Annotated in this window: 31 protein-coding genes; 5 read left to right on the top strand and 26 right to left on the bottom strand. The window is 40.9% G+C overall.

The genetic code is table 11. From position 1 onward, the window contains the following. Nucleotides 1-13: 13 nt before the first annotated feature. From H6795_00195 to rpsB, 15 genes are all read right to left on the bottom strand, one after another. Nucleotides 14-1,717 (bottom strand): proline--tRNA ligase, encoded by a 1,704-nt coding sequence (locus tag H6795_00195; protein ID MCB9816942.1) that lies wholly within the window; start codon nucleotides 1,715-1,717, stop codon nucleotides 14-16. Nucleotides 1,718-1,812: 95 nt separating this feature from the next. After that, nucleotides 1,813-3,060, bottom strand: a complete 1,248-nt coding sequence (locus H6795_00190; protein MCB9816941.1) for a hypothetical protein — start codon at nucleotides 3,058-3,060, stop codon at nucleotides 1,813-1,815. Between the two features lie 125 nt (nucleotides 3,061-3,185). Then, the gene (locus tag H6795_00185) at nucleotides 3,186-3,725 is read right to left on the bottom strand and encodes a hypothetical protein (GenBank protein ID MCB9816940.1); all 540 of its coding nucleotides are present in this window, start codon (nucleotides 3,723-3,725) and stop codon (nucleotides 3,186-3,188) included. A 211-nt stretch (nucleotides 3,726-3,936) separates the two neighbouring features. Continuing rightward, a complete protein-coding gene (locus H6795_00180) occupies nucleotides 3,937-4,092 on the bottom strand; it encodes a hypothetical protein (GenBank protein MCB9816939.1) in 156 nt (51 codons plus the stop codon). Between the two features lie 32 nt (nucleotides 4,093-4,124). Further along, a complete protein-coding gene (locus H6795_00175; protein MCB9816938.1) occupies nucleotides 4,125-4,445 on the bottom strand; it encodes a nucleotide pyrophosphohydrolase in 321 nt (106 codons plus the stop codon). 512 nt (nucleotides 4,446-4,957) lie between these two features. Continuing rightward, on the bottom strand, nucleotides 4,958-5,212 hold the full coding sequence (locus tag H6795_00170; protein ID MCB9816937.1) for a hypothetical protein: 255 nt from the start codon (nucleotides 5,210-5,212) through the stop codon (nucleotides 4,958-4,960). 36 nt (nucleotides 5,213-5,248) lie between these two features. After that, the gene (locus H6795_00165; GenBank protein ID MCB9816936.1) at nucleotides 5,249-5,572 is read right to left on the bottom strand and encodes a hypothetical protein; all 324 of its coding nucleotides are present in this window, start codon (nucleotides 5,570-5,572) and stop codon (nucleotides 5,249-5,251) included. 33 nt (nucleotides 5,573-5,605) lie between these two features. Further along, the gene (locus H6795_00160; protein MCB9816935.1) at nucleotides 5,606-6,136 is read right to left on the bottom strand and encodes a hypothetical protein; all 531 of its coding nucleotides are present in this window, start codon (nucleotides 6,134-6,136) and stop codon (nucleotides 5,606-5,608) included. Between the two features lie 10 nt (nucleotides 6,137-6,146). Continuing rightward, nucleotides 6,147-6,962: a site-specific DNA-methyltransferase gene (locus H6795_00155; protein ID MCB9816934.1), complete on the bottom strand. Its 816-nt coding sequence runs from the start codon at nucleotides 6,960-6,962 to the stop codon at nucleotides 6,147-6,149. Nucleotides 6,963-7,430: 468 nt separating this feature from the next. Further along, nucleotides 7,431-8,291, bottom strand: a complete 861-nt coding sequence (locus tag H6795_00150) for a CPBP family intramembrane metalloprotease (protein MCB9816933.1) — start codon at nucleotides 8,289-8,291, stop codon at nucleotides 7,431-7,433. 12 nt (nucleotides 8,292-8,303) lie between these two features. Beyond that, nucleotides 8,304-9,461 carry a site-2 protease family protein gene (locus tag H6795_00145; protein ID MCB9816932.1) on the bottom strand — a complete coding sequence of 386 codons (1,158 nt, stop codon included), beginning with the start codon at nucleotides 9,459-9,461 and terminating at the stop codon, nucleotides 8,304-8,306. Continuing rightward, complete coding sequence (gene uppS, locus H6795_00140; GenBank protein ID MCB9816931.1) at nucleotides 9,461-10,150, bottom strand: di-trans,poly-cis-decaprenylcistransferase; 690 nt, start codon at nucleotides 10,148-10,150, stop codon at nucleotides 9,461-9,463. The genes H6795_00145 and uppS overlap by 1 nt, the downstream gene beginning before the upstream one ends. Before the next feature lie 55 nt (nucleotides 10,151-10,205). Continuing rightward, nucleotides 10,206-10,769: a ribosome recycling factor gene (frr, locus tag H6795_00135; GenBank protein MCB9816930.1), complete on the bottom strand. Its 564-nt coding sequence runs from the start codon at nucleotides 10,767-10,769 to the stop codon at nucleotides 10,206-10,208. An 80-nt stretch (nucleotides 10,770-10,849) separates the two neighbouring features. Next, a complete protein-coding gene (locus H6795_00130; protein MCB9816929.1) occupies nucleotides 10,850-11,446 on the bottom strand; it encodes an elongation factor Ts in 597 nt (198 codons plus the stop codon). A 12-nt stretch (nucleotides 11,447-11,458) separates the two neighbouring features. Continuing rightward, a complete protein-coding gene (gene rpsB / locus H6795_00125) occupies nucleotides 11,459-12,169 on the bottom strand; it encodes a 30S ribosomal protein S2 (protein MCB9816928.1) in 711 nt (236 codons plus the stop codon). A gap of 282 nt (nucleotides 12,170-12,451) precedes the next feature. On the opposite strand from rpsB, the gene H6795_00120 reads away from it, so the two are divergent. Then, a complete protein-coding gene (locus H6795_00120; GenBank protein MCB9816927.1) occupies nucleotides 12,452-12,808 on the top strand; it encodes a type B 50S ribosomal protein L31 in 357 nt (118 codons plus the stop codon). A gap of 363 nt (nucleotides 12,809-13,171) precedes the next feature. Next, nucleotides 13,172-14,227: a peptide chain release factor 1 gene (gene prfA / locus H6795_00115; GenBank protein MCB9816926.1), complete on the top strand. Its 1,056-nt coding sequence runs from the start codon at nucleotides 13,172-13,174 to the stop codon at nucleotides 14,225-14,227. 38 nt (nucleotides 14,228-14,265) lie between these two features. Here the strand turns inward: prfA and H6795_00110 are convergent, their stop codons facing one another. The 4 genes from H6795_00110 to H6795_00095 form a co-directional block, all read right to left on the bottom strand. Continuing rightward, nucleotides 14,266-14,694 (bottom strand): hypothetical protein, encoded by a 429-nt coding sequence (locus H6795_00110; GenBank protein MCB9816925.1) that lies wholly within the window; start codon nucleotides 14,692-14,694, stop codon nucleotides 14,266-14,268. Nucleotides 14,695-14,995: 301 nt separating this feature from the next. Then, nucleotides 14,996-15,496: a hypothetical protein gene (locus tag H6795_00105; GenBank protein ID MCB9816924.1), complete on the bottom strand. Its 501-nt coding sequence runs from the start codon at nucleotides 15,494-15,496 to the stop codon at nucleotides 14,996-14,998. Nucleotides 15,497-15,654: 158 nt separating this feature from the next. Next, nucleotides 15,655-16,287: a hypothetical protein gene (locus H6795_00100; protein MCB9816923.1), complete on the bottom strand. Its 633-nt coding sequence runs from the start codon at nucleotides 16,285-16,287 to the stop codon at nucleotides 15,655-15,657. A 98-nt stretch (nucleotides 16,288-16,385) separates the two neighbouring features. Next, the gene (locus tag H6795_00095; GenBank protein ID MCB9816922.1) at nucleotides 16,386-16,631 is read right to left on the bottom strand and encodes a hypothetical protein; all 246 of its coding nucleotides are present in this window, start codon (nucleotides 16,629-16,631) and stop codon (nucleotides 16,386-16,388) included. Between the two features lie 151 nt (nucleotides 16,632-16,782). Here H6795_00095 and H6795_00090 point away from each other — a divergent pair, with 151 nt between their 5' ends. Continuing rightward, nucleotides 16,783-17,754: a DDE-type integrase/transposase/recombinase gene (locus H6795_00090; GenBank protein MCB9816921.1), complete on the top strand. Its 972-nt coding sequence runs from the start codon at nucleotides 16,783-16,785 to the stop codon at nucleotides 17,752-17,754. A 26-nt stretch (nucleotides 17,755-17,780) separates the two neighbouring features. On the opposite strand, the gene H6795_00085 is transcribed toward H6795_00090, so the two are convergent. Next, nucleotides 17,781-18,746, bottom strand: coding sequence for a hypothetical protein (locus H6795_00085; protein MCB9816920.1), 966 nt, complete (start codon nucleotides 18,744-18,746; stop codon nucleotides 17,781-17,783). 71 nt (nucleotides 18,747-18,817) lie between these two features. Next, nucleotides 18,818-19,033, bottom strand: a complete 216-nt coding sequence (locus H6795_00080) for a hypothetical protein (GenBank protein MCB9816919.1) — start codon at nucleotides 19,031-19,033, stop codon at nucleotides 18,818-18,820. 5 nt (nucleotides 19,034-19,038) lie between these two features. Here H6795_00080 and prmC point away from each other — a divergent pair, with 5 nt between their 5' ends. Further along, the gene (gene prmC, locus H6795_00075) at nucleotides 19,039-19,911 is read left to right on the top strand and encodes a peptide chain release factor N(5)-glutamine methyltransferase (protein MCB9816918.1); all 873 of its coding nucleotides are present in this window, start codon (nucleotides 19,039-19,041) and stop codon (nucleotides 19,909-19,911) included. 37 nt (nucleotides 19,912-19,948) lie between these two features. On the opposite strand, the gene H6795_00070 is transcribed toward prmC, so the two are convergent. The 3 genes from H6795_00070 to H6795_00060 are packed head-to-tail and all read right to left on the bottom strand — an operon-like array spanning nucleotide 19,949 to nucleotide 23,608. Beyond that, nucleotides 19,949-21,136, bottom strand: coding sequence for a trypsin-like peptidase domain-containing protein (locus tag H6795_00070; GenBank protein MCB9816917.1), 1,188 nt, complete (start codon nucleotides 21,134-21,136; stop codon nucleotides 19,949-19,951). Between the two features lie 31 nt (nucleotides 21,137-21,167). After that, nucleotides 21,168-21,920, bottom strand: a complete 753-nt coding sequence (locus H6795_00065) for a hypothetical protein (GenBank protein ID MCB9816916.1) — start codon at nucleotides 21,918-21,920, stop codon at nucleotides 21,168-21,170. A gap of 14 nt (nucleotides 21,921-21,934) precedes the next feature. Further along, the gene (locus H6795_00060; protein MCB9816915.1) at nucleotides 21,935-23,608 is read right to left on the bottom strand and encodes an LCP family protein; all 1,674 of its coding nucleotides are present in this window, start codon (nucleotides 23,606-23,608) and stop codon (nucleotides 21,935-21,937) included. 80 nt (nucleotides 23,609-23,688) lie between these two features. On the opposite strand from H6795_00060, the gene lepB reads away from it, so the two are divergent. Further along, nucleotides 23,689-24,522, top strand: a complete 834-nt coding sequence (lepB, locus tag H6795_00055) for a signal peptidase I (GenBank protein MCB9816914.1) — start codon at nucleotides 23,689-23,691, stop codon at nucleotides 24,520-24,522. On the opposite strand, the gene H6795_00050 is transcribed toward lepB, so the two are convergent. Beyond that, a complete protein-coding gene (locus tag H6795_00050) occupies nucleotides 24,467-25,336 on the bottom strand; it encodes a ParB/RepB/Spo0J family partition protein (GenBank protein ID MCB9816913.1) in 870 nt (289 codons plus the stop codon). The genes lepB and H6795_00050 overlap by 56 nt on opposite strands. Beyond that, the gene (locus H6795_00045; GenBank protein MCB9816912.1) at nucleotides 25,329-26,087 is read right to left on the bottom strand and encodes a ParA family protein; all 759 of its coding nucleotides are present in this window, start codon (nucleotides 26,085-26,087) and stop codon (nucleotides 25,329-25,331) included. The genes H6795_00050 and H6795_00045 overlap by 8 nt, the downstream gene beginning before the upstream one ends. Nucleotides 26,088-26,140: the final 53 nt, after the last annotated feature.

Genomic DNA, 26,140 nt, shown 5'->3' with positions numbered 1-26,140 from the left:
ATAGCATATGGTACTAGGTTGTAAACATATTGACAAGTTTTTCTTTTGATATCATTTCTGAATCTTTTTCAGAACGTTTTTTTACTTCGTATTGGTTGCTCTGTAGTGTCTTATTACTTACCACAATGCGGTACGGTATGCCATATAAATCGGCATCGGCAAATTTTTCACCTGGGCGAGCATCCCTATCGTCCCACAGGACTTCTATACCCTTGGCAGCCAGTTCTGTGTATAAGTTTTTAGCTGCTTGCGCTACAGCTTCGTCTGTACCTATTTGTACAAGATACACTAAAAACGGTGCGATGTTTTCTGGCCAAACTAACCCTTTGTCATCGGCAAAATGCTCTGCTATAACCCCCATTAATCGGCTAACCCCTATGCCATAACTTCCCATAATAATCTGTTTTCGTTCACCGTTTTCGTCTGAATAGTATAAATCTAGTGCATCTGTAAATTTTGTTTCTAAGGGGAATATATTGCCCACTTCTACACCTTTAAAGGTCGTGTATACTTTGCCAGTTTCTGGATGAATATCACCAGTTTTGGCCATTTTAACGTCGTACAGCTTTTCTGGCAGTGGCAAATCTCTGCCCCAGTTTACGTTAATGCAGTGATAGTCTGTTTTATTTGCACCAAGCTCAAAGTTAACGAGTGTTTTTAGCGAATCATCCACGATAATCTGAACATCGTTTGGCAAACCAATTAATCCGGCGTAGCCTACGGCTGCACCAGTGGTTTCTTTAATCGTTGCCTCATCTGCTAAAGCCACCTTCGTAGCACCAAGCGCTGTCCTTAGCTTGATTTCGTTTACATCGTAATCTCCCCGTACTGCCACGGCAGTAAGTACCCCGTCTACAATATAGAGCATTGTTTTGACTGTTCTCTCTACGGGTACGCCTAAGACTTCTGATAGTTGCTGCACGCCTGTTACACCTGGAGTTTTTAGATGCTCCATTGGTAATGTATCGGTCGGTTGCGCACCTTGTGGTGCCTGAGACGGCGCTATTTCTGCATTAAAAAATATATCAGTGTCTGGCACTGTAAATATCGTATCTTCGCCCAAAGGGCTTGCCGTCTGAAATTCGTCGCTATATCTTTTTGTAAAAATCCCACCATCTGCCTTTACGCGGTATGTGCTATCGCCTAGACCTAAGCGTTCATATACTTTGTGGTAAGCAGCCGCAATTTTTTCATAGATTTCTTCATGCTGGGTTTGATCTTTGGCAAATGTATAGGCGTCTTTCATAATAAATTCTCGGCCTCTTAATAGGCCCGATTTCGCTCGTTTTTCATTACGGAACTTTGTACCTATTTGGTAGACACTTTTAGGCAAATCTTTATAAGAAGAAATTGAACCCTTGGCCGCATCTACGATTGGTTCTTCGTGGGTTAAGCCTACCCCCAGCTCTGTGCCGTTAAGTAACGTTGTTTTAAACCAGTTATCTACCACTGCATCGTCCCAGCGATTGGTTTTTTCCCAAATTTCTTTGGGTTGCAGAACCGTCATTAATAATTCTTGGCTCCCTGTGGCGTTCATTTCTTCACGCACAATGGTTTTGATGTTTTCTATCACACGCAAGCCAAGTGGCAAATAGGCGTAGGCTCCTGCCATTTCTTTATGAATAAAACCGGCTTGTATAAGAAGTTGTGCGTTTCTCGCTGTCTCGTCCGCTGGTACTGTTTTGCTTGTCTTGGTAAATAGTTCTGTTACTCTCATGTCTAGCAATTATACCAGAAGTACTGTACCAATAGGCTGTTGTTATGGGTGTGTATAATATAAAAATGTAGAGATCTAAATAAACTCTTTTGTTTTTACATAACCATTTCAGGCGCTAAGTATACGCGTATAGTACGTGGAATAGTTTCGATTATTTCTTTATATGCATCGTCTATTGTCTTTTTGATATATTCTTCGCCCGTTACGGTTGTAACGTGTGGTTGTTGCGCAGGTCTTACTTTTGTATTGCCATGCTCATCTAGTATGAATGTAATGCGGCTCCCCACAACCCCAGAGGCTCCCATTTCTCTTGCCTTAGCGGCAGCCATATCCATCATACGCATGATTATCTCTTCTCTATATCTATCAGGATTACTTTTAAAATTTTTAATTTTTTCTAAGTCCCAGCCCATCACTCTTGTTACTAATCCATCTACGGTAGTAGCTAAGTCTTCAGCGGGATTCATCCAACCATATTCACGTACCGGTTGTGTAGTTTCAGTAAGCGTTTCTTCTATAGGGCTTATGTCTTGGTGTATTGAGGTATATATCTCGCCCGTAATACGTTCTTCAGAGTAGTCAAAGTGCTCATTAAATGATTCATTATTATTGAATATCAGTTTTTCTAAGGCGTGTCCTAGTACTTCATGCACGAGTACAGCTGAAAGTGTTTCATTATACGACACTGCGGCATTTAGGGCTTTTACTTTAATGCCGCTAATATTGATAACAACTTCATCTGTTCTGTTAAAATAGCCCAGAATTTGAGAATTCTCGTCGTGTCTTCTTCCTAGACCCGACCCTATGTCTAGGCCAGTTACCAGTATTACCCTTTTGAACCTAGGATCTTTAGAAATTAAGCCACCTGCAAATTGATCTATAAGTTGTAACGTAGCATATACAGTCTTTAGTGTATCTTCGTCTATTTCTTCGTTTCCTATATCGTATATCTCGAAGTCGCCCTGTACTTGATTGTCTTCTTCTAGAGTTAAATGGTGAACAGCGGTCATCTGCAGAGCATCGGTTGCGCTAGGATCTGGAAGCTTGTCTCTTATTATATTAAGAGTCTTTGCCCACCATGTATGTGATTTAGTTTTTGCCAGTCTTTTTGAGTATTTCTCAAGTATTTGTTCAACACTCCATGGCGCATCTTGTTCTATAAGAGGCAATAATACGTCATAATCTTCGCCATATTCTACTGTTTGGATAGATATTTCCTCTCTATGATTGTGCAAATAGTCAAGGACACGTCTTTTGATGCCTTGCTCAATTTCTTCATAGTCAGGGATCGCATCTTTTCGGGAGTCTATAAGTATTTCTGGTGCAGTTAATGTTTCTGTCATTTTTTTATTAGTATTAAGTAAATTTAGTATATCATACTATTGTTTTTTTGTCTATATTCGTTTATGCATACTATTAGACAATACAAATATTTATGTAAAAATGTTTTGTGTTAATTTTTTTACGACTACATTTTTTGGATGATTTGTATGGCAGATTCTAATGCGAGGTTTTGTTGGTCTTTGCTGGCATTGGCGATATCGTTGGTTACTAATAATACATTATGGGCTAATTGTTGATCTGGCATGACTTCTGCTACGTCTGCTCTACTATTAGGATAGTGCCCCGTTTTGCCATAGTGTAGAGCCGCAAAATACACAAAGAAGTTTTTATATATTTCATAGTTTTTATGGCGTGAGTAATCATTTGACCAGTGGGCTAAGTTTAGCCAGCGGCGCTCTAATCGTTTAACCAAATATTGTAAACCATCGTACCCAATTTTTATGGCAGCTTCCCTACTCGGTGGCAGCTTTTCTGCGACCACGTCCCTGCCAGCAATGGTTCTAGATCTAAATTTTAGTGATAAATCATTTAATGTATCACCTACGATAAATTCTTCATATACACGTGGACTCAACAAGTAATTATCGCCAAGCGGATGTTGCTGTAGCCAGTTTCGTACCGCCAACATTTCGCTTGTAATATCTTTATATACAACTATCTGCAAATCATATCGCTATAGCCGTCTTGCTTGGGGTCGTCTGTAGCTACCGAACCTTCTTCTACCAGTGCTGCAAAATGAGTAAGATCAGTTTTTAGCCAACTAACAAATTCTTGCATGGTATCGTCCATAAGCATAAGTATATACGAGGCTTTTGCATTGCCAAACCAAATGATTCTACTAATTCTTCCTAGCTATAAAATCTAACTCTTATGTGTTAATTCATGGTGGCAGTGTAGCGCCATTCTGCTTCTTCGCTTGCGAGTGCCATATGTTTTGCTAGCATTTCCCTGTATTGCCGTATGCGCACCATTATATAAATAACAGGTATAGCAGGAATAAATGAGCCACTTTCGTAATTGTAGTCTTCCATATAATGAACGAATATTTTTGCTACTACTTGCTCTACAGTTTTTGAGTAAGCTTTTGTTCTAGGCTATCCATTGTTTTTATGAATGCCTGGTCTAAATCTATACCAAGCTTGTCTGCCAGCACAAGCAAAGACCATAAACAATCACTCAGTTCGTGCGCTAAAGCTTCGTCTACGTTGTCTTTACTACGCAAATTATTCTTTGCCAATATTAATTTAGATAAATCTCCTACGTCACCCACAAAACCTGCCATAACATCTTGTTCGTTCCATATTTTTTGTGCATGTTTTTTATTTAACATATCGTACAAGTTACTTATCTGTAGTGCCTGTTGTTGCATAGTTTTATAGTCCATATGGCTAATAGTACTCCTAAAACATACGGAAAATAAATACTCTTTTTATAGTCTTTTCATAAATTAATAATTTGTAGATACACTACAACTTATTTCTGGTACTTTTTAGTACCTATATTACTTATATTACTTTTCATTTTTGTGTGGTCAAAAACGAACCAAAAACCCACTGGGCGCTCAGCTCACAATACTCATCTGCTAGTAACTTCTACATAGCACAAAAAGGACTCCTTACAGTCGGTCTGACACTTGTTACTTTGGGAAGTGTCAGACTACTCTTTTTGTCTTGGCCATGCTAGAAGTTACATCAGCTGAATCAATAGTGAGCCGAGATGCCCAGACCCAGCCAATCGTTCAATGAAGGATACTAAATAAACATCATTGATTTTAAGAACCTCTATTTATTCTGGTTTTCATTTTTGTGTGGTCAAAAACGAACCAAAAACCCACTGGGCATCAGCAGAGTTCAATAAAAGCTTAATAATGAATCAGATAAATATTTGTTACTAAAATTAGTTTTCGTCAACAATTTGACTTGAAGGGCGAGCCTGTAGCAATGCGCGGTAATCGCCGTAGTAGTTCTGGGGGTCTAGCCCCAGTGCAATTATATTTTCTTTAATAATATACCTATAAGCTATTTTACGGCGTTCATCCATATGCTTACGCCCATTGCCGAGCTCTTTCGCAGCTAGTTGTATTTCTATGAGAAGCTCATCTACATTAATCGGCAAATCGTCATCAGATTGCCTTAATACTTCTTGTGACATATATACTAATTATACAACTTTTAAGATAAGTACCCTCTACATTGCATCAGTATTCTCATCTATATCTACCGAGATAGCTACACCTTTACCTGTGCCATATTTATAATCTTTCATTTCCAACATCGCATAAAAGATTGATTTGCCTTGGTCATTATAAGGCAGTACATGATACTCAAGATTATTATTATACAAATTATATTCATTACCCATTTGTATAAAAGATGGGTGATTACTTCTGATAAATAAAGCAATATCTCTATCGTGACCATCAATATTTTTAGCGGTACTTCCAAAAATATATGCTTCAATAATATCTGATTTGCTAAATTGTGACGGTATTATAATATCTTTTAAATTCACTTGTTATAATTTCCTGTTGCAGCTTTATATTAATTATTGACTTTCATCTGGCACAGGTAAGCCAATTTCATTTAGAGGTAAATATTCAAAATATAACTTACAACCAACAGAAATAATATAGTCGCGAGTATCCTTGTACTCTTCTTTTCTAAACCAATCACTTAATATATAGATGTATTCAACCTCATAATTCAGTGCTGAGAATAATTTTTTATACTGTTTTTTCTTAAAATCGCAGGTTTGTAGCTTCTCGTCTACAGATCCCGCAACTCTTTGAAACTTCATTTCTATGACATTTAGTGTATTGTCTTTGATGACATAAATGGCGTTATCAGGTTCTAGCCGCTTAGAGATATAATCTTTATAGTTAATATTATTTTCTTCGAGTAATTTATAAAGTGATCGTTTCTTGTAGTAACGCGCAACCTCTTTTTTATCGTACAAAATAATGTTTTCTTTAACAGAATATCTATCAAGTGTCTTGAATTTAGTGAGTAGATCTACGCGTCCTTCAAATATGATTCCAGTTTTAGTATTTGCACCGCCGATACCACCTTCTATCATTATTTCTCCTTTAAATAGTTACGTCCTCTAAACGACTTTTTGACACATTTAAATATTCTTTTTCAAGATCAATACCAATAAATTTTCTTCCAAACTTAAGAGCAGCCACACCTGTAGTTGAGCTTCCAGTAAATGGATCAAGTATTACATGAGATGGGTGTGTTGAGGCTAATATAATTCTTTCCAATAGTGCTAATGGTTTTTGCGTAGGATGCTTACCATATTTTTTTTCATCCTGTTTGGGCGTCCCAATAGCCCAAACACTTCTCATCTGTTTGCCTTCTTTTTTTATTAAATCAACCACGTGCCACTCACCATTTTTCATATCTTGGTAATTAAAAACATGTTTTGATTTATGATCTTTCCTTGCCCAAATCAATGTTTCATGGCTCGCAGTAAAGTATCTACCACTTAAGTTGGGTGATGCATTAGGCTTGAACCAACTTATATCGTTTAAAATTTTATAACCAACTTGTTGTAACGCATAGCCACACTGGTATATGGAGTGGTAGGTGCCACTTATCCATATAGTTCCTTCAGGCTTTAAAATTCTATAACACTCTTTTATCCAGTTATGGTGGAAAATATAATCGTCTTCTACACCATTACTTTTGTCCCAGTCGCCTTTATGAACGCTGACTCTTTTGCCTGCATGTACAGTAAAGCCACCATTAGATAAATTGTATGGAGGATCCGCAAAAATCATATCTATACTATTTTCTGGTAGCTGTTTTATAAGCTCAATAGAATCATGCAAGTACAGTGCATAGTTCGAACCCTTAAATACAGGAGAAACTCCAACACCCTCAAGAATTTTTTTACTCATTAATACTATTCTACTATGTTAACTTCAATAATCCATAACTAATGTGATGTCAATTCAATCTTCTGTGCATGCAATGTGGATATAGCCTTGTTCTGCACAGTTGATTTGCGTGTCGTATTTTTGACATATCCAAGGAAAAAGAAGTTTAAGTAATATTTTTAAAAAAGCTAGCACTACGCTACAGATAGCGTACCTACGCTATCTGTAGCGTTATGTTTTTAATTACGAACCTGTCGTAATGTGCGCTTGGGTCTGGGCATCTCAGCGCCCTATTGATTCAGATGATGTAACTTCTAGCATGGCCAAGACAAAAAGAATAGTCTGATTCGTCTTTATTAACAAGAATCGGACCGACTGTAAGGAGTCCTTTTTGTGCTATGTAGAAGTTACAAGCAGATGTGTATTGGGAGCTGAGCGCCCAGTGGGTTTTTGGTTCGTTTTTGACCACACAAAAATGAAAATATTTGCTTAAGATAAAATAAATAATCCTACAAACGCAATTCCATTCTTAAGCGCATGCAGCACAATCGCCGCCCACAAATTTTGTGTTTTCTCAAACACGTATATTAGCGCAAAAGAAAATATAAACGTATCTATACTAATGTTCCACTGCATATGTACCAAGCCAAAAAGCACACTGGTAACAATGGCCGCAGCACGTGCTGGATGCTTTTTACCAATAACTATAGATACAACTATGAGCAGCGCTACAATAATGCCGGCGACAGCACCTGCTAGTAGTGCCACGGCAATAGCTACGCCAAAACCCCACCATAACGTGGCATGTTTATTCCAGTGGTCACGCAGCCCTTGGTATAAAAAGCCTCTAAATAACATCTCTTCTGCAATTGGTGGCACCACCACCAAGCCAACAAACGCTAAGATTAATTGCCAGCCAACGGCATTTTTATAACCAACCAGCTGTTCTTGATCTGCATTAAAAGATGGAAACAGCGCCTGCACAATAGCTGCCACGGCAACACTAAGCAAGATGTACACAATATACGTTCCTGCAACAAGCAATAACGATTTAAGTGGCAACCCCTTTTGTAGCTTTAGTTGCGAAAAACCATACTTTTTTTTATGCAAAAAGTAATACAAAACAACAAAAATACCAACCGCCCCTACCCCTGTTAGACTCAGGCTCATCCAGGGTTGATCTAATAAACTATCTTCTATTGTGGACCAATTCGTAAAAAACAGTGCTACGAGTAGTGGCAGCGTTGTAAAAAGCTGCGAAACAACATACGCCAAAATAGTGACGCTATACGCATACCGAGCATCCCATGGTACAACGATTCGTTTTTTGTTTTTTATAAGCGTGTCCATAGGCATGAATCGCTAATAAAAGCGGCGTATATCAACCACCGTTATTACAACAAATAATATCATTAACGCAGCAAACCCGGTGCCATGTATACGTGCTTCTAAGTCTGGAGTAAGTGGTTTTTTCATCGCCTTAAAAAGGAGCATTACAAATGCCCGACCACCGTCTAAGGCTGGGATTGGCAAAAAGTTCATAATAGCCAAAGTAAGGCTAATAACAGCAACAACAAATAGTATAAATTGGTAGCCTAAATCTGTTCCTTGCTGCAAGATGGCAAATATACCTACTGGTCCAGACACGTTTTCGCCCGCTTTAGAGGCTTCTTGCCGTGCTTCTTTGGTGTTACCAGTTATTGCACTAAAAAATGCAGAAACTAAATTATAAAGTGCTTCGCCAAGTGCTTTAAGTGTAAGATGAGTCAGCTGTGCAGATACACCAACCGCTACAATGGGTGCCGACCACGTAGATTGTATAAGGGTATATTTCCTTGGGACAACCCCCAAATACCCCTTTGGTGTATCGGTATTTTTACTGTCTGCTACTTGTTGTTCACTAAGCAGCGTTGTAGTCGCCATGGTAGTTTGACCATCACGTTCATAAACAATAGGCACCGTGTTCCCTGCATTTGCAGATGCTACTTCGCGTACCGATGCTTCGTTGGTAATTGGTTGGTTGTTAAGAGATACGATGGTGTCGCCTACCTGCAAACCTGCTTGCGCTGCAGGTGAGTCTGCGTCTACATAGCCAGCAAATATATCGTTACGGAGCACCGTGCTATCTGATGGCACACTAAATTGATTAGGGATTACTTGTGGCATCCCCACCCACGCAACAATAGTAAAGAACACCAGCGCTGCAAGTAAATTGACCGCTACACCTGCCAACATAATACGCAATTTAGCCGATAAACCCACCGAGCCAAACGAACCTTTTTCTGTAGCAGCGTCTTCTTCGCCTTTTAGCCGCACAAAACCACCAAGTGGTAACAAGTTAATTGTGTAATAGCCTTCAAAAATGCCCTTGCCCAACTTTTTGCCAAATAGTTTTGGTGGAAAGCCTATACCAAATTCTTCTACATCTACCCCGTTACGTTTTGCTACCAAAAAGTGGCCGTATTCGTGCAGCACTATAAGTAGCACAAACAAAAATAAGCCTAAAACAATTAACCACATTACGCGCCAAACCTCCTATGGCGTGAAGCATACGCAGCTAAGGCTTCGTCTAAATCTTCTGGTGTAAAATCTGGCCAGAGCTTGTCGGTAAAAAACAGCTCGCTATAAGCTGCCCGCCATAACATAAAATTACTAATGCGCATTTCGCCTGATGGCCGTATAAGTAAATCTACAGGGGGCACAGCACTTCCGCCATACAGTGCAGTTTCTATGCTCTCTTGCGTAATTGGCGTTCCCGTTGCTGCGAGCTTGGCAGCTGCATCGGCTATTTCTTGTTGGCCACCATAGTTAAAACACAAACAAAATGTTGCTGTAGTATTATTTTTAGATGATTCTTCGGCGCGGCGTAATTGCTTAATAATTTTGGCGTCCAGCCCTTCTTCGCTACCTAGCCAAATAAAGCGTATATCTTTTTTGGTAAGTTCGCTTATGTATTTATTCATAACAATCTGTATAAAGCGCATTAAAAAAGATACTTCGTCTTTGGCGCGGTTCCAGTTTTCTGTAGAAAAAGCAAAAACACTTAAGTAAGGTATGCCCCGTGCAAGACCAGCATCGGCAATTCGCCGAAACGTTTCGAACCCTTGCTTGTGGCCTTCTTGGGCAGACACACCATGCTGCTTGGCCCAACGGCGGTTGCCGTCAAGGACTATACCCACATGCTGTGGTTGTGTATTGTTATGAACCATATGTTATTTCATCCTCACATCTTGATAGTTTTGTTTTAGCCATTAGATTGCGTGATTATACCGTCATTATCTCTTGTTCTTTGGCTTTGGTGGCTGTTTCTATGTCTTGTTTAGTTTTGGTCATTAAATCTTCTACTTGCTTTTCTATTCTGGTGTAATCGTCTTCACTAATATCTTTATCTGCTTTAGCTTGCTTGGCAGAGTCTAATGCTTCGTGGCGAATATTTCTACATGCAATATGCGTTTCTTCTGTCTTTTCGTTAAGCTGTTTTACAATTTGCTGCCGACGTTCTGTGGTGAGTGGTGGAATAGAAATTCGCACAACCCGACCATCATCTGCTGGGTTAAGCCCTAGTGACTGATCATTGCGTATCGCATCAGAAATCGCCTGGATGTTACTGGGGTCAAACGGAGTGATTTGTAGCTGTTGCGCTTCTGGTGCAGTTACGTTGCTGACTTGGTTTAACGGCATGGGAGTACCATATGCTAGTACCGTAATGCCATCGAGCATGCTCGGGTGCGCCCGACCAGTCCGTAATTTTTTGATTTCGTCATTAAAATGGTTTACGGCCGTAGCTAGTTTGGTCTTTGCATCTTCTACTAATTGGTTTGGACTCATGATTCCCCCATTACTATATTCTTAGTATATACCAAACAGCGTTGGTGCAGCAGTGGTATTATTTGTTAAGCGAGCTTTTTTTAAACAACTTCGCCAAGTGCCATACGGCTAAACCGACGCACTACTATGTTTTCACCTAGTTTTGCGATGCCCTCTTTAACGTACTGGTCTACTGTAATGTCTGGGTTTTTAATAAACGGTTGTTCTAATAGGCAGCGTTCTGCAAAATATTTATTCAGCATACCGTCTACAATTTGTGGCACCATTTTATCTGGCTTGCCTTCTGCTTTTACCTTTTCTGTAAATTCGGCTCGTTTTTCTGCTTTGGCTTGTTCTGGTATGTTATCTGGGCTTACAAATTCTGGTGAGCTAGCTGCAATGTGCATTGCCACGTCTTTTACAATAGTCGTAAAGTTTTCGTTCCGTGCCACAAAGTCTGTTTCGCAGTTTACTTCTACAAGTACGCCTATTCGGCCATCGTGTAGGTAACTTCCTATAACCCCGGCGCGGGCTTCGCGTTCACCACGTTTTTCTGCTTTGGTCATGCCTTTTTTACGCATAGCAGCCAAGGCTTTATCAAAATCGCCCTCTGCTTCTACCAGAGCTTTTTTGGCATCGGTAATACCAACACCTGTTAGTTCGCGTAGTCGCTTAATTGTATCTATATCAATTGCCATACTTACCCCCTTTTATTCAGCTGCCTTTGCTACTTTTTTACCACGACCTTCTTGTGCTGCATCTGCAATGTAATTCACAATCAACTGCAACGTACCTACTGCATCATCATTAGCAGGAATAGGATACTCTATTTTGCTTGGGTCTGTGTTGGTATCTACAATTGCAATGACCGGAATGTTTAGTTTAATAGCTTCATTCACGGCGTTTTGATCTTCTAGGATATCTGTTACAAAAACAGCCCCCGGGCGACCGTTCATGTCTTTTATGCCACCATAGTTATGGTTCATGGCATCTATTTGCTCTTGGAACCGTTGAACTTCTAGCTTGTTATACCTGCTGGCAAGCTCGCCACTTTCCATTTTGCCTTCTAGGTCTTTGAGCTTTTTGATGCGTGCGTTGGTTGTTGTTGAATTGGTAAGCATACCGCCCAACCATCGTTCAACAACGTATGGCTGGCCAGCGTATACGGCTGCTGTCTTTACAATGTCTTTGGCTTGGCGTTTTGTACCAACAAACAATATTTGGTGGCCTGCAGCAGTTTGCTTTTCTGCAAAAGCAATCGCTTTTTCTAGCTGTTCGACTGTTTTTGTGAGGTCAATAATATGTATACCGCCTCTTTTACTATGAATATATGGTGCCATCTTTGGATGCCACCGACTGGTCTTGTGACCAAAATGTGCGCCCGCTTCTAGCAAGGCCTTAATATCAGGTTTTGTCGCCATGATATCCTTCTCCCTTCATCTACATTCGCCCCGAGTGGGGAGGATATATATGCAGATTGCTTCGTTAAATTAATGTGTACACCTAGTATAACAGATGCAGCACGCTAATTCAACAGTAGTACCGCGAGTACTAAACCATTGGTCGTTGTAATGCATTATTCTTCTATTGAAAGAAGTCGTCCTATCTGTTACTATATGCTAGATATATTCACCTGTTGCCTGCAGCGATTGACCTGCTGCTAACCAACAGCCAACTAATTGGTCAGAGGTACGTACAATATTATGAAAAAAGATATTCATGCCAAAGATTACCGTCTGGTAATTTTTGAAGATTTAAACGACGGCACGCGTATATTAACTCGCAGCACTGTGCGTTCAGAAGAAACCGCCAAGTGGGAAGACGGCACAGAGTACCCACTAGTAAAAGTTCACATTAGTAGCAGTAGCCACCCATTTTACACTGGTACAGAAAAGATGCTAGACATGGAAGGTCGTGTAGATCGCTTTAAGGCCCGCCAAGAAGCTGCCAAAAAAGCGCAACAAGACCGCATTAAATCTGCCAGCAAAACTCGCGCCAAAAAACCAAGCAAAGACGAAGCCAAAGCAGAACCAGAAAAACCTGTAAAAACAGCTGCATAGAAGCCGTCCGTACACAGCTTACGGCAAAACGTAATCCGTTATGAGCTCATCATTATGGATACCTTCTTTGCAACATTGAGTCTGCTAGCGGACTGCTGGGTCTGGGCATCTCGGCTCACTATTGATTCAGCTGATGTAACTTCTAGCATGGCCAATACAAAAAGAGTGGTCTGGCACTTCCTAAAATAACAAGTGCCAGACCGACTGCAAGGAGTCCTTTTTGTGCTATGTAGAAGTTACTAGCAGATGAGTATTGGGAGCTGGGCGCCCTGTGGGTTTTTGGTTCGTTTTTGACCACACAAAAATGAAAAATACTAATATGTTTTTGATAATACCTACAGATTAGCTGTAAACTATATAAATATGGAACAAAAAATTCATACCCTCCGTGCAGAACTTGCCGAACTAAAAGGTCGCCTTAATGACACTGCTATTTTTAGTAGCCCAGAATACCCAAAACTTGCCAAACGCCAAAATTATTTAGAATCTACCATCGCCTTATATGATGATTACATCGCAGCCCAAGAACAGCTTACAGAAGCAAAAGAACTGCTAAGCAGTGGTGGCGACCTTGCCGAACTTGCAGAAATAGAAGTAACCGAACTCACCACCAAACTTGCTACCCTAAGTGAAGCGCTAGACGCTGCCCTCACCCCAAAAGATCCAAACGACGAACGCGACTGTATTATAGAAATTCGGGCAGGTGCCGGTGGCGATGAATCTTCACTGTTTAGTGCAGATCTGTATCGTATGTATGTTCGCTACGGCGAACTCCACAGTTTTAAAATCGAGCTCATTAGCGAAAGCCCATCAGAATCTGGCGGTTTTAAAGAAATTATTTTTGCCATTCGTGGGAGCGATGCCTACAAAACATATAAGTATGAAGCCGGCGTACACCGCGTGCAACGCGTACCAGTTACAGAAAGCCAAGGCCGCATACACACCAGCACAGCAACTGTGGCTGTGTTACCAGAAGCAGAAGAAACAGACATAGAGCTTAACCCCAGTGACTTACGGGTAGATGTATATAGAGCTAGCGGCCATGGCGGCCAAAGTGTAAACACAACAGATAGTGCTGTGCGTATTACCCACGTACCTACTGGCCTTGTTGTTACCTGCCAAGACGAAAAGTCCCAAATCAAAAACAAAGATAAAGCAATGGGCGTGCTACGGGCACGGTTAATGCAAATGAAGATAGACGATGAGCAAAAACAGCTCAGCGATGCCCGCAAAAAACTTATTGGCAGCGGCGACCGCAGCGAAAAAATCCGCACCTATAACTTTCCGCAAGACCGTATTACGGACCACCGCATAGGCTACAGCCGCAGCAATATCCCTGCCGCGCTGGCTGGTGATATTCAAGACCTTATTGACGAACTCGCCAACGCCGAACGCCACGCCTTACAAGACAGCGCATAGATTATTAGTATTGGATTATAGATATTAGATTATGGATACTAGATATTGGATGTTATTTTGTGCATTCGCCAAGCTGTTTTAGCATTTGTTGTTGACCACACTTCTAGCTGACCTACAAGACCTTCTGCCTGATATTCTATTTCAGAAGCTGACAGCTCTTTAGCTTGCCCGTAATAGATAAAATCTATGGTACTTATGATTGCTGTTTTTCCGCACTGCGAAATATAGTACGACGGCTCACCTCTTAGCCAGTATCTTAATAAAGCGAGCCTGCCTACACCCATCATTTTTTGCATTGTCTTTTTTGAAACTACTATATCTTCTTGGTGAAATTCTTGTAAATCAATGGCCATGCTCTCTATTTGTTCAGCTGCAATAATCCGTTCCTGATAAGGTTTTTCGGCATGAGCCATATACCATGCTTTTTGTTTATTTCGCACTAACTCATTTTTTTTATTGGCCTTCACTCTTAACCTCATATTTAATAAGGGTAATAGTATCCTACTGTCTTAAGGCGACGCAACCACAAACACTATGACCAGTTTGCTTAATAACTACTTAGAAATTAATATTTTGTGAAATACCATTTACTGTGGCTGGTGATATTCAAGACCCTATAGATGAACTCGCAAACGCCGAACGCCACGCCCTCCAAGAAAATAACTAGATTTTAGAGGTTAGGATTTGAATTATAAGAATAAATTAACAACGGATGGTCACCCATCCGTTATAATGATGTATTGCGTTAGAACTTAGTACCCTAAACTATTATAATGAAGTCCTGGTATACTTTCCTTTTCTGCTAGCAGCTATTTCACCCATTCGTTTTTGTAACGCATCAAATGAATCGGAAGCACGCTCACCCTCCATATTAGCATCTATGTCTAAGTATTCTGCATCAGATTCAAAGTAATTAATTACATCAATAACCGTAAGTTCAGTCTTATCTCCATATTGAGCTTTGATTATTCTGTTCGCCACAGCATCGGCATATTCAGTATTCCAATTTATAAAAGGATTGTCTTCGGACTGAGAACCCAATTCTACAAAGTAATCAGCTAGGCTATTTACAGAATTAAAAGTCTTAGCTGGATTAAGTTTAGCTGCTTCTTCAAGCGTATCAACTATCTCTCTTTTTAATATCGCAGATGACCTGATAGGATTTTCTGCATATGCCATAATTTCAGCTTTTTGAGGATCTACGACAGTATCAGGTTTTTTATCTAATTGTGTATTTACTTCACTTTGCATGGGCATTTGTTCGCTCATTTTTTTATTCCTTTTTTATTTTTTATTAGTTTTTGTTTGTCAGTCGTTAGCATCAATAGTAGCATAATGCTAGTGTTTTGTCAAATTTTCAGAGTATATTACTGTTATCTCACCTAAGACTAATGACTTATACAATTCTTCAAACTTATTTACTCTTCTTATTTTTCAGTAGTAGGTAAGAATTTATCAAATAATTCTTCATAGGCAGAGCCTGCGTCGTGTGATGCGACATTTGCTTCGTCACGAAGAGTTTCAAACAAAGCAATCATTGCTAATGACTTATCAGAATCTGACATCTCGTAGTGGTTAAGAATATTTTTCATTTGAAGTGCAATATCTGGCGCAAAATCGATTTCCCTTCTACTAAGAAATTCGCCATATCCCAAACTCATAGCAACGCCCATAGGCATCTTCTTTTTATGCCATTCACGTATTTCTGCAGCACACACTTCGTATCGTTCTGCATCTTGTGTCTTTTCAGCCTCTTTTCTGGCAAGGCCGTATAGTTCTCGTGCGACGTCATCTTTCTGCTCATCAGGTATATTTTCAAACAACTCAGGTATTTCATCATACAGCATTTCTGTAAATCTTATTAAGCCTTCCGCGGCCTCATCTGTTTCTAGCTTTAAAGATAAATTCTCAGGATCTCTAGATAAATCATTCATTTTATTACGAAATCCTTTATCTTGTAATAGCAGTGGTGCTAATTTACTTGCTTTGTCTAAATCCCAGCTACTATCTACTTCGTGTTCTCCTTTTGGATCACGTACTGGTACTTGTTCGTGGCTCATTAATTTATTCCTTTTTTATTTTTTAGTAGTTTTTGTTTGTCAGTCGTTATAGAACATAGTAGCATAATGCTAGTGTTTTGTCAAATTTTTACAGTGTACTAACGTTCTGTTCCAGTAGGTATGGTGTGGCGTGAAGTATCTGGACCATCTTCTATAGATACAGAAGAATCTGGGTGTGTGGCAAACGGGTTATCAATAAGTCCCTCTTGCGATGCAAAGAAGACAGCTGCTAGCGCAAACGCAAATAGCGCCAATGCTCTTTTTAATTCTGTACGTTTTCTTGCTTGTTCTTTTTCTGCCAATCTGGCGGCAAATTCTGGTGAGATGGATTCTGGTGATGTCATTATTTATCTATTTATTGTTACTTTATAAACCTATAGTATCATGCTAGTGCTAATTAGTCAAGCTTTGCGTAATGACTCAACAGCTTTGCAACACATAACATGTGGCTGTTCTACACTGTAAGTGTACTAATCTAAACAGGAGAACAGCCACATGAGCTATTCTAGCAACCCATTACTACCTAAAGCGAGAGCAGAAGCCGTTAGGCTCGTCATTGAGCAAAGTATGCCTTTGACAATTGCTGCAAGAAGATGTGGAGTCCACCGCACAACCTTATGGCGTTGGCTACGCAAATGGGAGCTACTAAACCAGAATGTTCAGCTCACCAATGTCAACCGACCAAAAAGAAACTCAGATTCCCAAGTGCCCAGCAGCTTTCGTCTCGCAGCTTGTACGTGGCGTATACCTACCAACAGTAGCCGACCTCATTTCTTTGGTCGGGCAGTACCCAATATGGTTGTTGAACGCATTCGGTATTACCGCACTAAGTACAACCGTTGCGCAACAATTGTTCACGCCTACTGCAAACAAGAAGGTACCGAAGTGTCACTCAGTACGGTTCGTCGGGTATTGTACCGACTCGGGTTGGTGGTACGACAAAAGTGGCAACGTCGGTGGCGTCCGCCACTACCGCGCCCAGATGTACAGTGTCCAGGTGACTTCATTCAAACCGACACGGTACACCTGTATGATCACCGAACAAAAAAGCGGAGCTATTTGTATACACTGGTTGATGTTTACTCTCGTTGGGCGTATGCCGAATACAGTACTGTGCTCAGCCAGCGTGTAGCCGCTGCAGTCATCCAGCGAGGCCAGGCCTATGCTCAGTTCCGTTTCAAAACCGTCCAGGCTGACAATGGACCCGAATTTAGTAAGAACTTTGAAGAGCTACTTAAAGCGCAAGGTACGACAGTACGTCACAGTAGAGTGCGACGACCGAATGACAATGCTCACATAGAGCGGTTCAACCGGACAATACAAGAAGAATGTATTGGTTCCACAAATCCATTCTCTAAAGAACTATATGGCAAGGTAGCAAACTACCTTGCCTACTACAACGAAGAAAGGCTACACTTGAGCTTAGAGTGTAGAACACCAGCGAGTGTTGCAAAGGTGTTGAACTAATTACGTTATTGCGTGCTACTCCCAATTTAAGAATACTTAGTCATTAGTGAATCGTAGTCCTTGACTATCTTTTCTGGCTGACCTTCTGTTACGTAAAAGATAAAATCAAGTACAGCAATAATCGCTTGACGGATTGTGGTTTTTTCTGCCTTGTCTGCGTTCTTTAGACTTGTTCTGAACCACCACTTTGAGGCATCTTTATCAAGCCCAGCAAGCAGGTTAGTTCCTGATGCTGTCAACTCGGTGATATCGTCAAACGGATGGCCATAGGTTGTATCATCTCCGCTAAAATCACGAGCAAAACAACCTTCGGTGAATGTACTCCATACAGTAGTACACACCTCTCTTTGATCTGTGTTCTTCTCGATGCCATTGCTGGATATGTCATTGTTGATTTTCTGTAGGCTTCTAAATGCTGATACTAGGTTATTTAACACAAAGTCAGCTCGACCTTCGATATTATTTTCTTCATTTTCAAGCACTTCATTAACGAGCTCATCATATGCCGCGTGGATAGCCTCGTGCAGTAACACATCCTGCGTTTTGTTTGCCGGAATATTATACGGGCTTGCTTCTAATACAATAAACTCACCTTTACTTGTTTCTACAAAAGCAGAGCGATTATGGCCTTCGGGTATATCATCGTAATAAATATCTTCATCTATGCCCAAAGTACTCATTACCTTAATAAGTGTTTCGCACATACTAGCTATATCTTCACTATCAAGCTCTTCTCTAGTGTGAAGCGTAGTGCCATCACACTCTGTCAATCTTGGTAAGTTTTGCTTCAGCCTCCCTATTGAAGTGCTTTCTGCATTGCTCTTTTCTGTATTATTGAGCTGTTGGTAACCTAAATAAGCCACACCAGCATTTCCTAAAAAACCAAATATTGCAATTACTCCAAAAATACGATTTAATTTCGCGCGACGCGCGGATTCGGGGTTGGCATCAGCTTCGTTTTTAGGAATATTTCCCTGTAGTATCTCTGCCATAATCTATACCTTATTCAATATACATTGTAGCATTTTTTAGCTATTTTGTCAATTTTTGTGTGTGCTATATACTATTTATTAGCACTGGTGTCTTCGACGGTGATTGAGGTGTCTTGGTGTAATTCAGTAAGTGGATTGTCTATATAGCCACTTGTTATAAGGCCGTATATAGCAGCTACGCCAATGGAAAAAACAATGAACATTCTTGTTATTTCTTCATGTTGTCGTTTTTTTTCTTTTGCTGCACGTCTTTCTGCTAGTGGCAAAGATTGTGTATTTTCACTCATTTGATATGAAAACTATAGTACTTTTATTATATGGTGTCAAGTGGTGTGCTAGAATGGGCGATATGACACAAGGTGAGTGGATTGCCAACGCAACAAAAGCGTTACTGAAATGCGCTATAACAACTGCGCGGCTCGATGCCCTAGTGCTAATGAGTTATGTAACAAAACAAGACAAAGCCGCTATTCTTGCACATCCCGAAACTGCCCTTTCGTCAGCCGATATAGCTACCCTTGCTACAGCCCTGAAACGACGTTGTAATCACGAGCCGATAGCATATATTATGGGCACAAAAGAGTTCTATGGACGTAATTTTTTAGTGACTCCCAACGTGCTGATACCACGCCCAGAATCTGAAGATTTTATTAATCTTCTAAAACACTATCCGCCAACAAAAGGCCACAAACTCATAGATATCGGTACAGGCAGCGGCATTTTAGCAATTAGTGCAAAAAAAGAGTTCCCTGCTTTGTCTGTCTATGTAACAGATGTATCCAAGGCGGCTTTACGCGTAGCTGCTACAAATGCAAAAAACCATGCGGTTACCATACAGTGTATTCAATCAAACCTGCTACATACCGTACCGGGTTGTTTTGACTATATTTTTGCAAACTTGCCGTATGTACCAAAAGACTATTCCGTTTCAGCCGAGGTACTTAGCGAACCACAACGGGCTATTTTTGCGGACAAAAACGGCTTGGCGCTGATTTTTCGACTTGCAGACCAAGCCAAAAAAAGCCTTACCAAAGACGGCTTGATTTTTGTTGAATCTCTTATTGAACAACAAGAAGAAATTTGCGACCACTACCAAAAAGCCGGCCTTACAGCTATAGATAATGCTGGGTTCATCCAGGTTTTTAAGAAGTCTGTAATGAGCTAAAGTTCTCCACAAACTACTACATATTAAATACAAAATACTAATTTGTGGATGGGGCGACTTCTATGGTTGCTTTGGCAGTTTGCTCTTTACCATCACGGTTGTAGGTAAGTTCTATTTCATCGCCAACATTATATTTGCTTAATACAGAAGCAAGTGGTTTTTCTATAGTTACTTCTTCGCCATTTACCTTGAATATAATGTCACCTTCTTTTAGGCCAGCTTTATCTGCTGGACTTCCATTTACCACCGCTTGAGCTTCGTTACCAGCTTTCAGCCATGCACCACTACTGCGTGCTAATTCAAAACGTTGCTGCAGCGCTTCTGTTAACATGACATACCGCACACCCAAGTATGGTACTTCGAGCTTACCCTTTTCTAGTATGCTGGTTATTTGCGGCTTTACGTCGTTTATAGGAATAGCAAAGCCAATGTTTTCTGCATCGCCAGCTACTGCTGTGTTTATGCCAATGACTTCGCCACTCATGTTAAGCAGTGGGCCACCAGAGTTGCCTGGGTTTATTGCTGCATCGGTTTGAAACAAATTAGTGAGTGATTCGGCACTTGTTGCGCTGCCGTCGCTGGCTGTTACTGGCCTACCTAGCCCAGAAATGATGCCACTGGTTACAGTGTTTTGGAACTGACCAAGTGCATAGCCAATAGCGATAACACTATCGCCAACAACCATTTGGCTAGAATCGCCGAGTTTAACTGGCTTGAGATCTTTGGCGCCATTTACTTTAAGAAACGCCAAGTCTACATTAGAGCGTGGGTCACGAGCTATCACGTCTACATTATCGTACTCTGTACCTTCGCTGGTCGTAATGGCTACTTTGCTCGTGTTTTCTGGTATGACGTGTTTATTGGTCACAATAACACCATCGCTAGAAATAATAAAACCTGTCCCGGCACTACTTTGGGTTTGTTCGCCGTAAAAATACGAATTGCCCACCGTACTTTCTACATTTATAGAAACAACACTCGGGCTCACATCTTTGGCGATATTGCTAATAAGTTCACTCTGACTGGAGGCAATTTTTTGTTGCGTTGCTGTACTGTCTAGGGATGTAATTCGGCTGGTGTTTAAACGACTCCCTAAAAAGCCACCAGCAATACCGCTAATAAAGGCGAGTGCAACGACAATAACTGCTACCCTGGTTGGTATTGACGTAGTTGATTTAGGACGCTTGGGGGTTGGTTCGCTTTGTTTTACCGGTGCTGGTGCCATGACGGGTATACCTCTCTATAATTGTTACAATTTATATTGTTTTTGCTTGCCAATCAGAAAAAGCAATGATAATTATCAATAATATAGTTATAAACCCAATAAGCTGATGTTTTACTGAATTTTTTAATTTTTCGTTACTGTGCAAGTAGTACAGCAACGCTAAAATATAGCCGACAAGCGTAATAATGAGCGCAACTTGTGGAACGGTGACATATATGATGACCCAGTGTTCTAGCACCCACGTAAGGGTAGCAGCGAACCAACCCCAAATAGCGCTAAGCTGAATTGTATATGGTTCTTCAAAAGCTCCAAAAAAGTGACGTGCCGACAAATAGCTTATCAGCCATACTGCTATCACTCCTGTGGCAATGGCGTGGTCTGGTGATGCTTGATAAAAAGCAATCAGTGCCATAATCTGAGCAAGCAGCGCCTGAATCATAACAAATATTTGGCTAGACTTTGGCTTAAGCCACAACAGCCACACCAAGAAGAATATCGTCCATAGTAGCTGAACCAATAAAATTTTGGTACCAGACATAAAAACGACAATAGATAGTCCAACAAAAATATCTACCGAATTAGCACGCAAGTTTGGCAGCCAATAGCGTGGACGCATGGCAAATATGCGCCATTTAGAAAGCAGCACTAATGTAAATGCAATGCTTGCAAGGTCTAAACGGACAAAAACTAGTACTAAAATTGGTAGCGCCGCGTTTAATACAAAATATAGCCACGAAGAAACACCTGATTTTGGGCGTAAGAATTGTAAGTAGTTTTTGGCCATAGACGCTACTTAGCTTACCCGTTTTGGCCAATTATAACAATGTAATCAGCGATGTAAGGGCTTATATCTACACCGTCTGCCTTGCCAACGGCTTGTGTATTAAAACGAAGTTCTAGGTAACGTTTTGTGTACTTTTTAGCACCTTTTGTGGTGTCTATCAGTTGCGTTACAGGTACATTACTGACTGGTGCATCTGCTACCTGTATTACGTTGTAGCCGTAGCTTTTTAGCTCATCGGCACGCTTAGTGGCAGCACCCGCTTTACCAGATGCATTCAGCACAATAATAGTAGGATTTTCTTTAATAATAAAACCGTCTTTAAGTTTTAAGCGGACAAATTTCTTTACTTCTGAATAATCATCAACACCTGCAATTGGGTACACAACCGATTGGCCACCAATAGACCCCGTTGTAACAACTGCTTCGTCTTTCATGGCGAGGTCTACATTGGTAATGTTTTCGTTTGGTATTTTTTTAGATAGTTCATACAAGCGCATTAAATCATCAGTAGAAAAGTTTGTTTGGACTCTGTTACCAAACGCGCTAACGAGTTGCGACACTTTAAGTGGGTTGGCAAATGTGCCGGTGCTGAGGGCTTTGTCTTTAATGGCAATTAAAACAAGTTGTTGATTTTCGCCTCGGCCAAAGTCGTTTCTGCTTTCTTGCCCCTTAAACGAACCGTATCGTGAACGCGCCAGCCCAAGGGCGTGGCCACCGTCTAGCTCATTGGGGCCAGCTGGCAAGTTAAGATACTGCTTACCTATCTTCATGGTTGGGTCGCTATAGGCAGCTGGCAAGTTAACCGTAATGCCCCCAAGCGTGTTAACCGATTCTTCAAATACCGTAAAGTCTACCATGGCGTAGTAATTAATATTGACACCCATATAATCTTGCACAACCTTTTTGGTTGCGTTAATACCTGTTTTTTCTGCAGCAGATTTATCTTTGGGGTTCGTATAGAGTGCCTGTTCTTTTGCACTGTTATAAACGGCGTTAATCTTCATGGGCCACAAATCGTCTGGTTTTACCCATAAATCGCGTGGAATACTCAGCATCACCACGCCATCATTTATAGGATCTATGCTGGCAATCATAATAGTATCGGTTAGCTGGCCACCTTCGTGTTTATCCCCGCCCTTACCCATCAAGAGCACGTTTATTCGGCCATCCCCTTCGCCGTTTAAGCTGTTTGGGTCAATATCTTTAGACATGGCGAGCGCCGACCCACCACCACCGAGGGCTTTATGAGCGTCCCACCAGGCTTTGCCAAAAATAAAACCAAATATACTTACCCCTGCAATGACAAAAAATAGTGCCATTTTTGCATATGCCCGCCGCTTACTTTTATGTTTTTTCTTACCTGATTTATTCTTTGTAAATAATCGCTTGTAGCGTGGTGTGTGCAATGACTGAGAGCTATCTAATGTAAAGCTTTTTCTAGAAGTAGCACGTGTATCATCACCTGGTAATTCTATATGCTCAAAATCACCTGATTCTTGCATTTGGGGGGTGCGTTGCCCCCTAAACCCATCACGTCCCGAAAAATTATCTAGCTGATTTAAGCGGGGTGACTTTGGTGTTGCATTTACAGGTGTTCGCTTTGGCTGAAAGCCTTTTCTTGGTCCGGTAACCAAAAAACCATCTGTTGAGTACTGATTTTTTGGCTTGATTTTCTTATATCTATCCATAATATGTACGTCAATACATTATACCAAATAATCTTTTTTTTGGCACATTGTAACGCTTTTGGTTTACAATAATGTAGACGATGCAACCAAACGAGCCACATAACCCGAAGAGTTTTGATATTAAGCCATCTACGCCGCCATTACCACAGCCGCCTAGTGAGCATCCTATCACAAAAGAGCAACCTGCTCAGTTTAACAGTGCGCCTCATATGGTGAACAATAACCCAGTGCCGCAAAATATCCAGCAACCTGATCAAGCTGCTCAACTTAAGCAACGCAGGCGTGAAGAGCGCCAAAATATGCTGTACACCATACTGTTATTTATACTTGCTCCCCTGTTTGCGGTGTTAATGATATTATTTGTCTTTCAGAGCTATGTGGTTGATGGCTCTAGCATGGAACCTACCCTTCAAAATGGGAACCGTGTCTTTATATTAAAGCTCCCTAAAACGATGGCAAAATTACAAAACAAAGAATATACCCCTGCCAGAAACGAAGTAATTGTATTTAAAAAACCTACCAACGATGGCACACAACTTATTAAGCGCGTTATTGGCTTGCCAGGCGATAGAGTTGTGATAGAAAACGGCAACGTCACTATATATAACATAGATAATCCTGGTGGGTTCAACCCAGATAAAGGCACCGACCACGAAAACACCCTAGAGCCAATAGATAGCGATGGCCAAAAAGTCGTCGAAGACGTTGGCCAAGGTGAATTATTCGTACTTGGTGATAACCGAGGCCCCGGTGGCTCACTTGATTCCCATAGCGGGCTTGGTTTGGTACCAATAGATAACATAATAGGGAGATTATGGGTGCGCTACTTCCCCTTAAGTGAGTTCCAGACTTTTTCTTCTACTTTTGCAAATGCCGTATTATACGATCAAACTCTTTTTGAGAAGTATAGCTAATAGTAATTTTCCCTTTACTGTTTGACTTTGGCACTCGTACCGCCAGGCCAAGGTGTTTGGTGAGCTGTTTAGATAGTTGCGTACTTGTTACTGATTTTTTTGCATCGTCTTTTGTTTTGGTACGCTCGGCATCTAGCTTTGCATTCGCTGCTAAGGCTTCTGTCTGGCGGACAGACAATTTTTTGGTTTGAATCGCTTTAAATAACACCATTTGAGCATGTGGATGTTTTGCTAAAGACAATAAGGCCCTGCCGTGACCTTCTGATATGTCGCCCTTCATTAGTGCTTGTTGCATTGGTTCTGGTAATTGCAATAACCGTACAGCATTAACGACGGTTGTGTAGCCTTTACCTAGCCGTAGGGCGATGTCTTCGTAGCTTTGCTGGTATTCAACATGAAGCCGTTGAATTGTTTTGGCGGTTTCTATGGCGTTTAAATCTGCACGTTGTACATTTTCTAGCAGTGAAAGCTCTAAGTGTTGCAGCGGGTCAACGTCTTTTATGATAGCTGGGACATGACGTAGCCCAGCAAGTTGGGCGGCGCGCCATCTGCGTTCACCTGCAATAATTGAATACAAATTATGTTCAATTTCTGCAACAATAATTGGTTGTAGTATCCCTTGTGCTTCAATACTCAAAGCCAGTTGTTGCAATTGTTGTTCATCAAACAGCTGCCGAGGTTGATTGCTTTTTGGCTGAACAATATCTATGGCAAGCTTATGTATTTTTTCATTTTTTGGAATCGTCACACCGTCTATATTCGTACCTTCTGGTACTAAACTATCAAAGCCTCTTCCTAACCCTTTTTTAGACACGTTGCATCACCTCCTTTGCGAGCGATTTATAGCTCCGCGCTCCTTTTGACCATTTATCATACGTAGCAATTGATTTACCATGGCTGGGTGCCTCTGCCAAACGAACATTACGCGGAATAACTGTTTTACAGACTAAATCACCAAAGACTCGCTCTATTTCTGCCCTTACCTGCGAACTTAATGATGTTCTGGTATCGTACATCGTCATGACGACTCCTACAATACTAAGCGTAGGATTAAGCGTTTGTTGAATACGCTGAATGGTTTGCACCAGTTGGCCAATGCCTTCCATGGCGTAGTATTCAGTTTGCACTGGTATCAATACATAGTCTGCAGCGACCAAACCATTTATACTCAAAAGCCCTAGTGATGGTGGGCAATCGATAATACATATGTCATATTCGCTTTCGATAGCAGACAAAGCTGTGCTAAGACGGTACTCTCGTCTGGCTATTGAAACAAGGTCTACTTCTGCCCCAGAAAGGTTATGGTTAGACGTAATAATATGTAGGTTTTTCTCAATAGTAGTATGTCGCACAATATCGGGGCTCGTATCATTCACCAGTACGTCATATATGCTTTTGTCTGACTCGTATTTATCTATACCTAAGCCACTGGTGGCATTACCCTGTGGATCAAGGTCTACTAATAAGACGTTTTTTCCGCTACGCGCTATATATACTGCTACATTAATAGCCGTGGTAGTTTTACCGACCCCGCCTTTTTGGTTTACAACAGCAATTGTTTTCATTTTCTATACGTCACCTTATTCTACCATAAGCGTACCACACCTCTAGGGTTCTC

The sequence above is a fragment of the Candidatus Nomurabacteria bacterium genome (assembly GCA_020631975.1).
Lineage (GTDB): Bacteria > Patescibacteriota > Saccharimonadia > Saccharimonadales > CAIOMD01 > JACKGO01.
The sequence above is the reverse complement of the archived record's forward strand: the minus strand, read 5'-3'. Positions and strand labels throughout refer to the sequence as shown.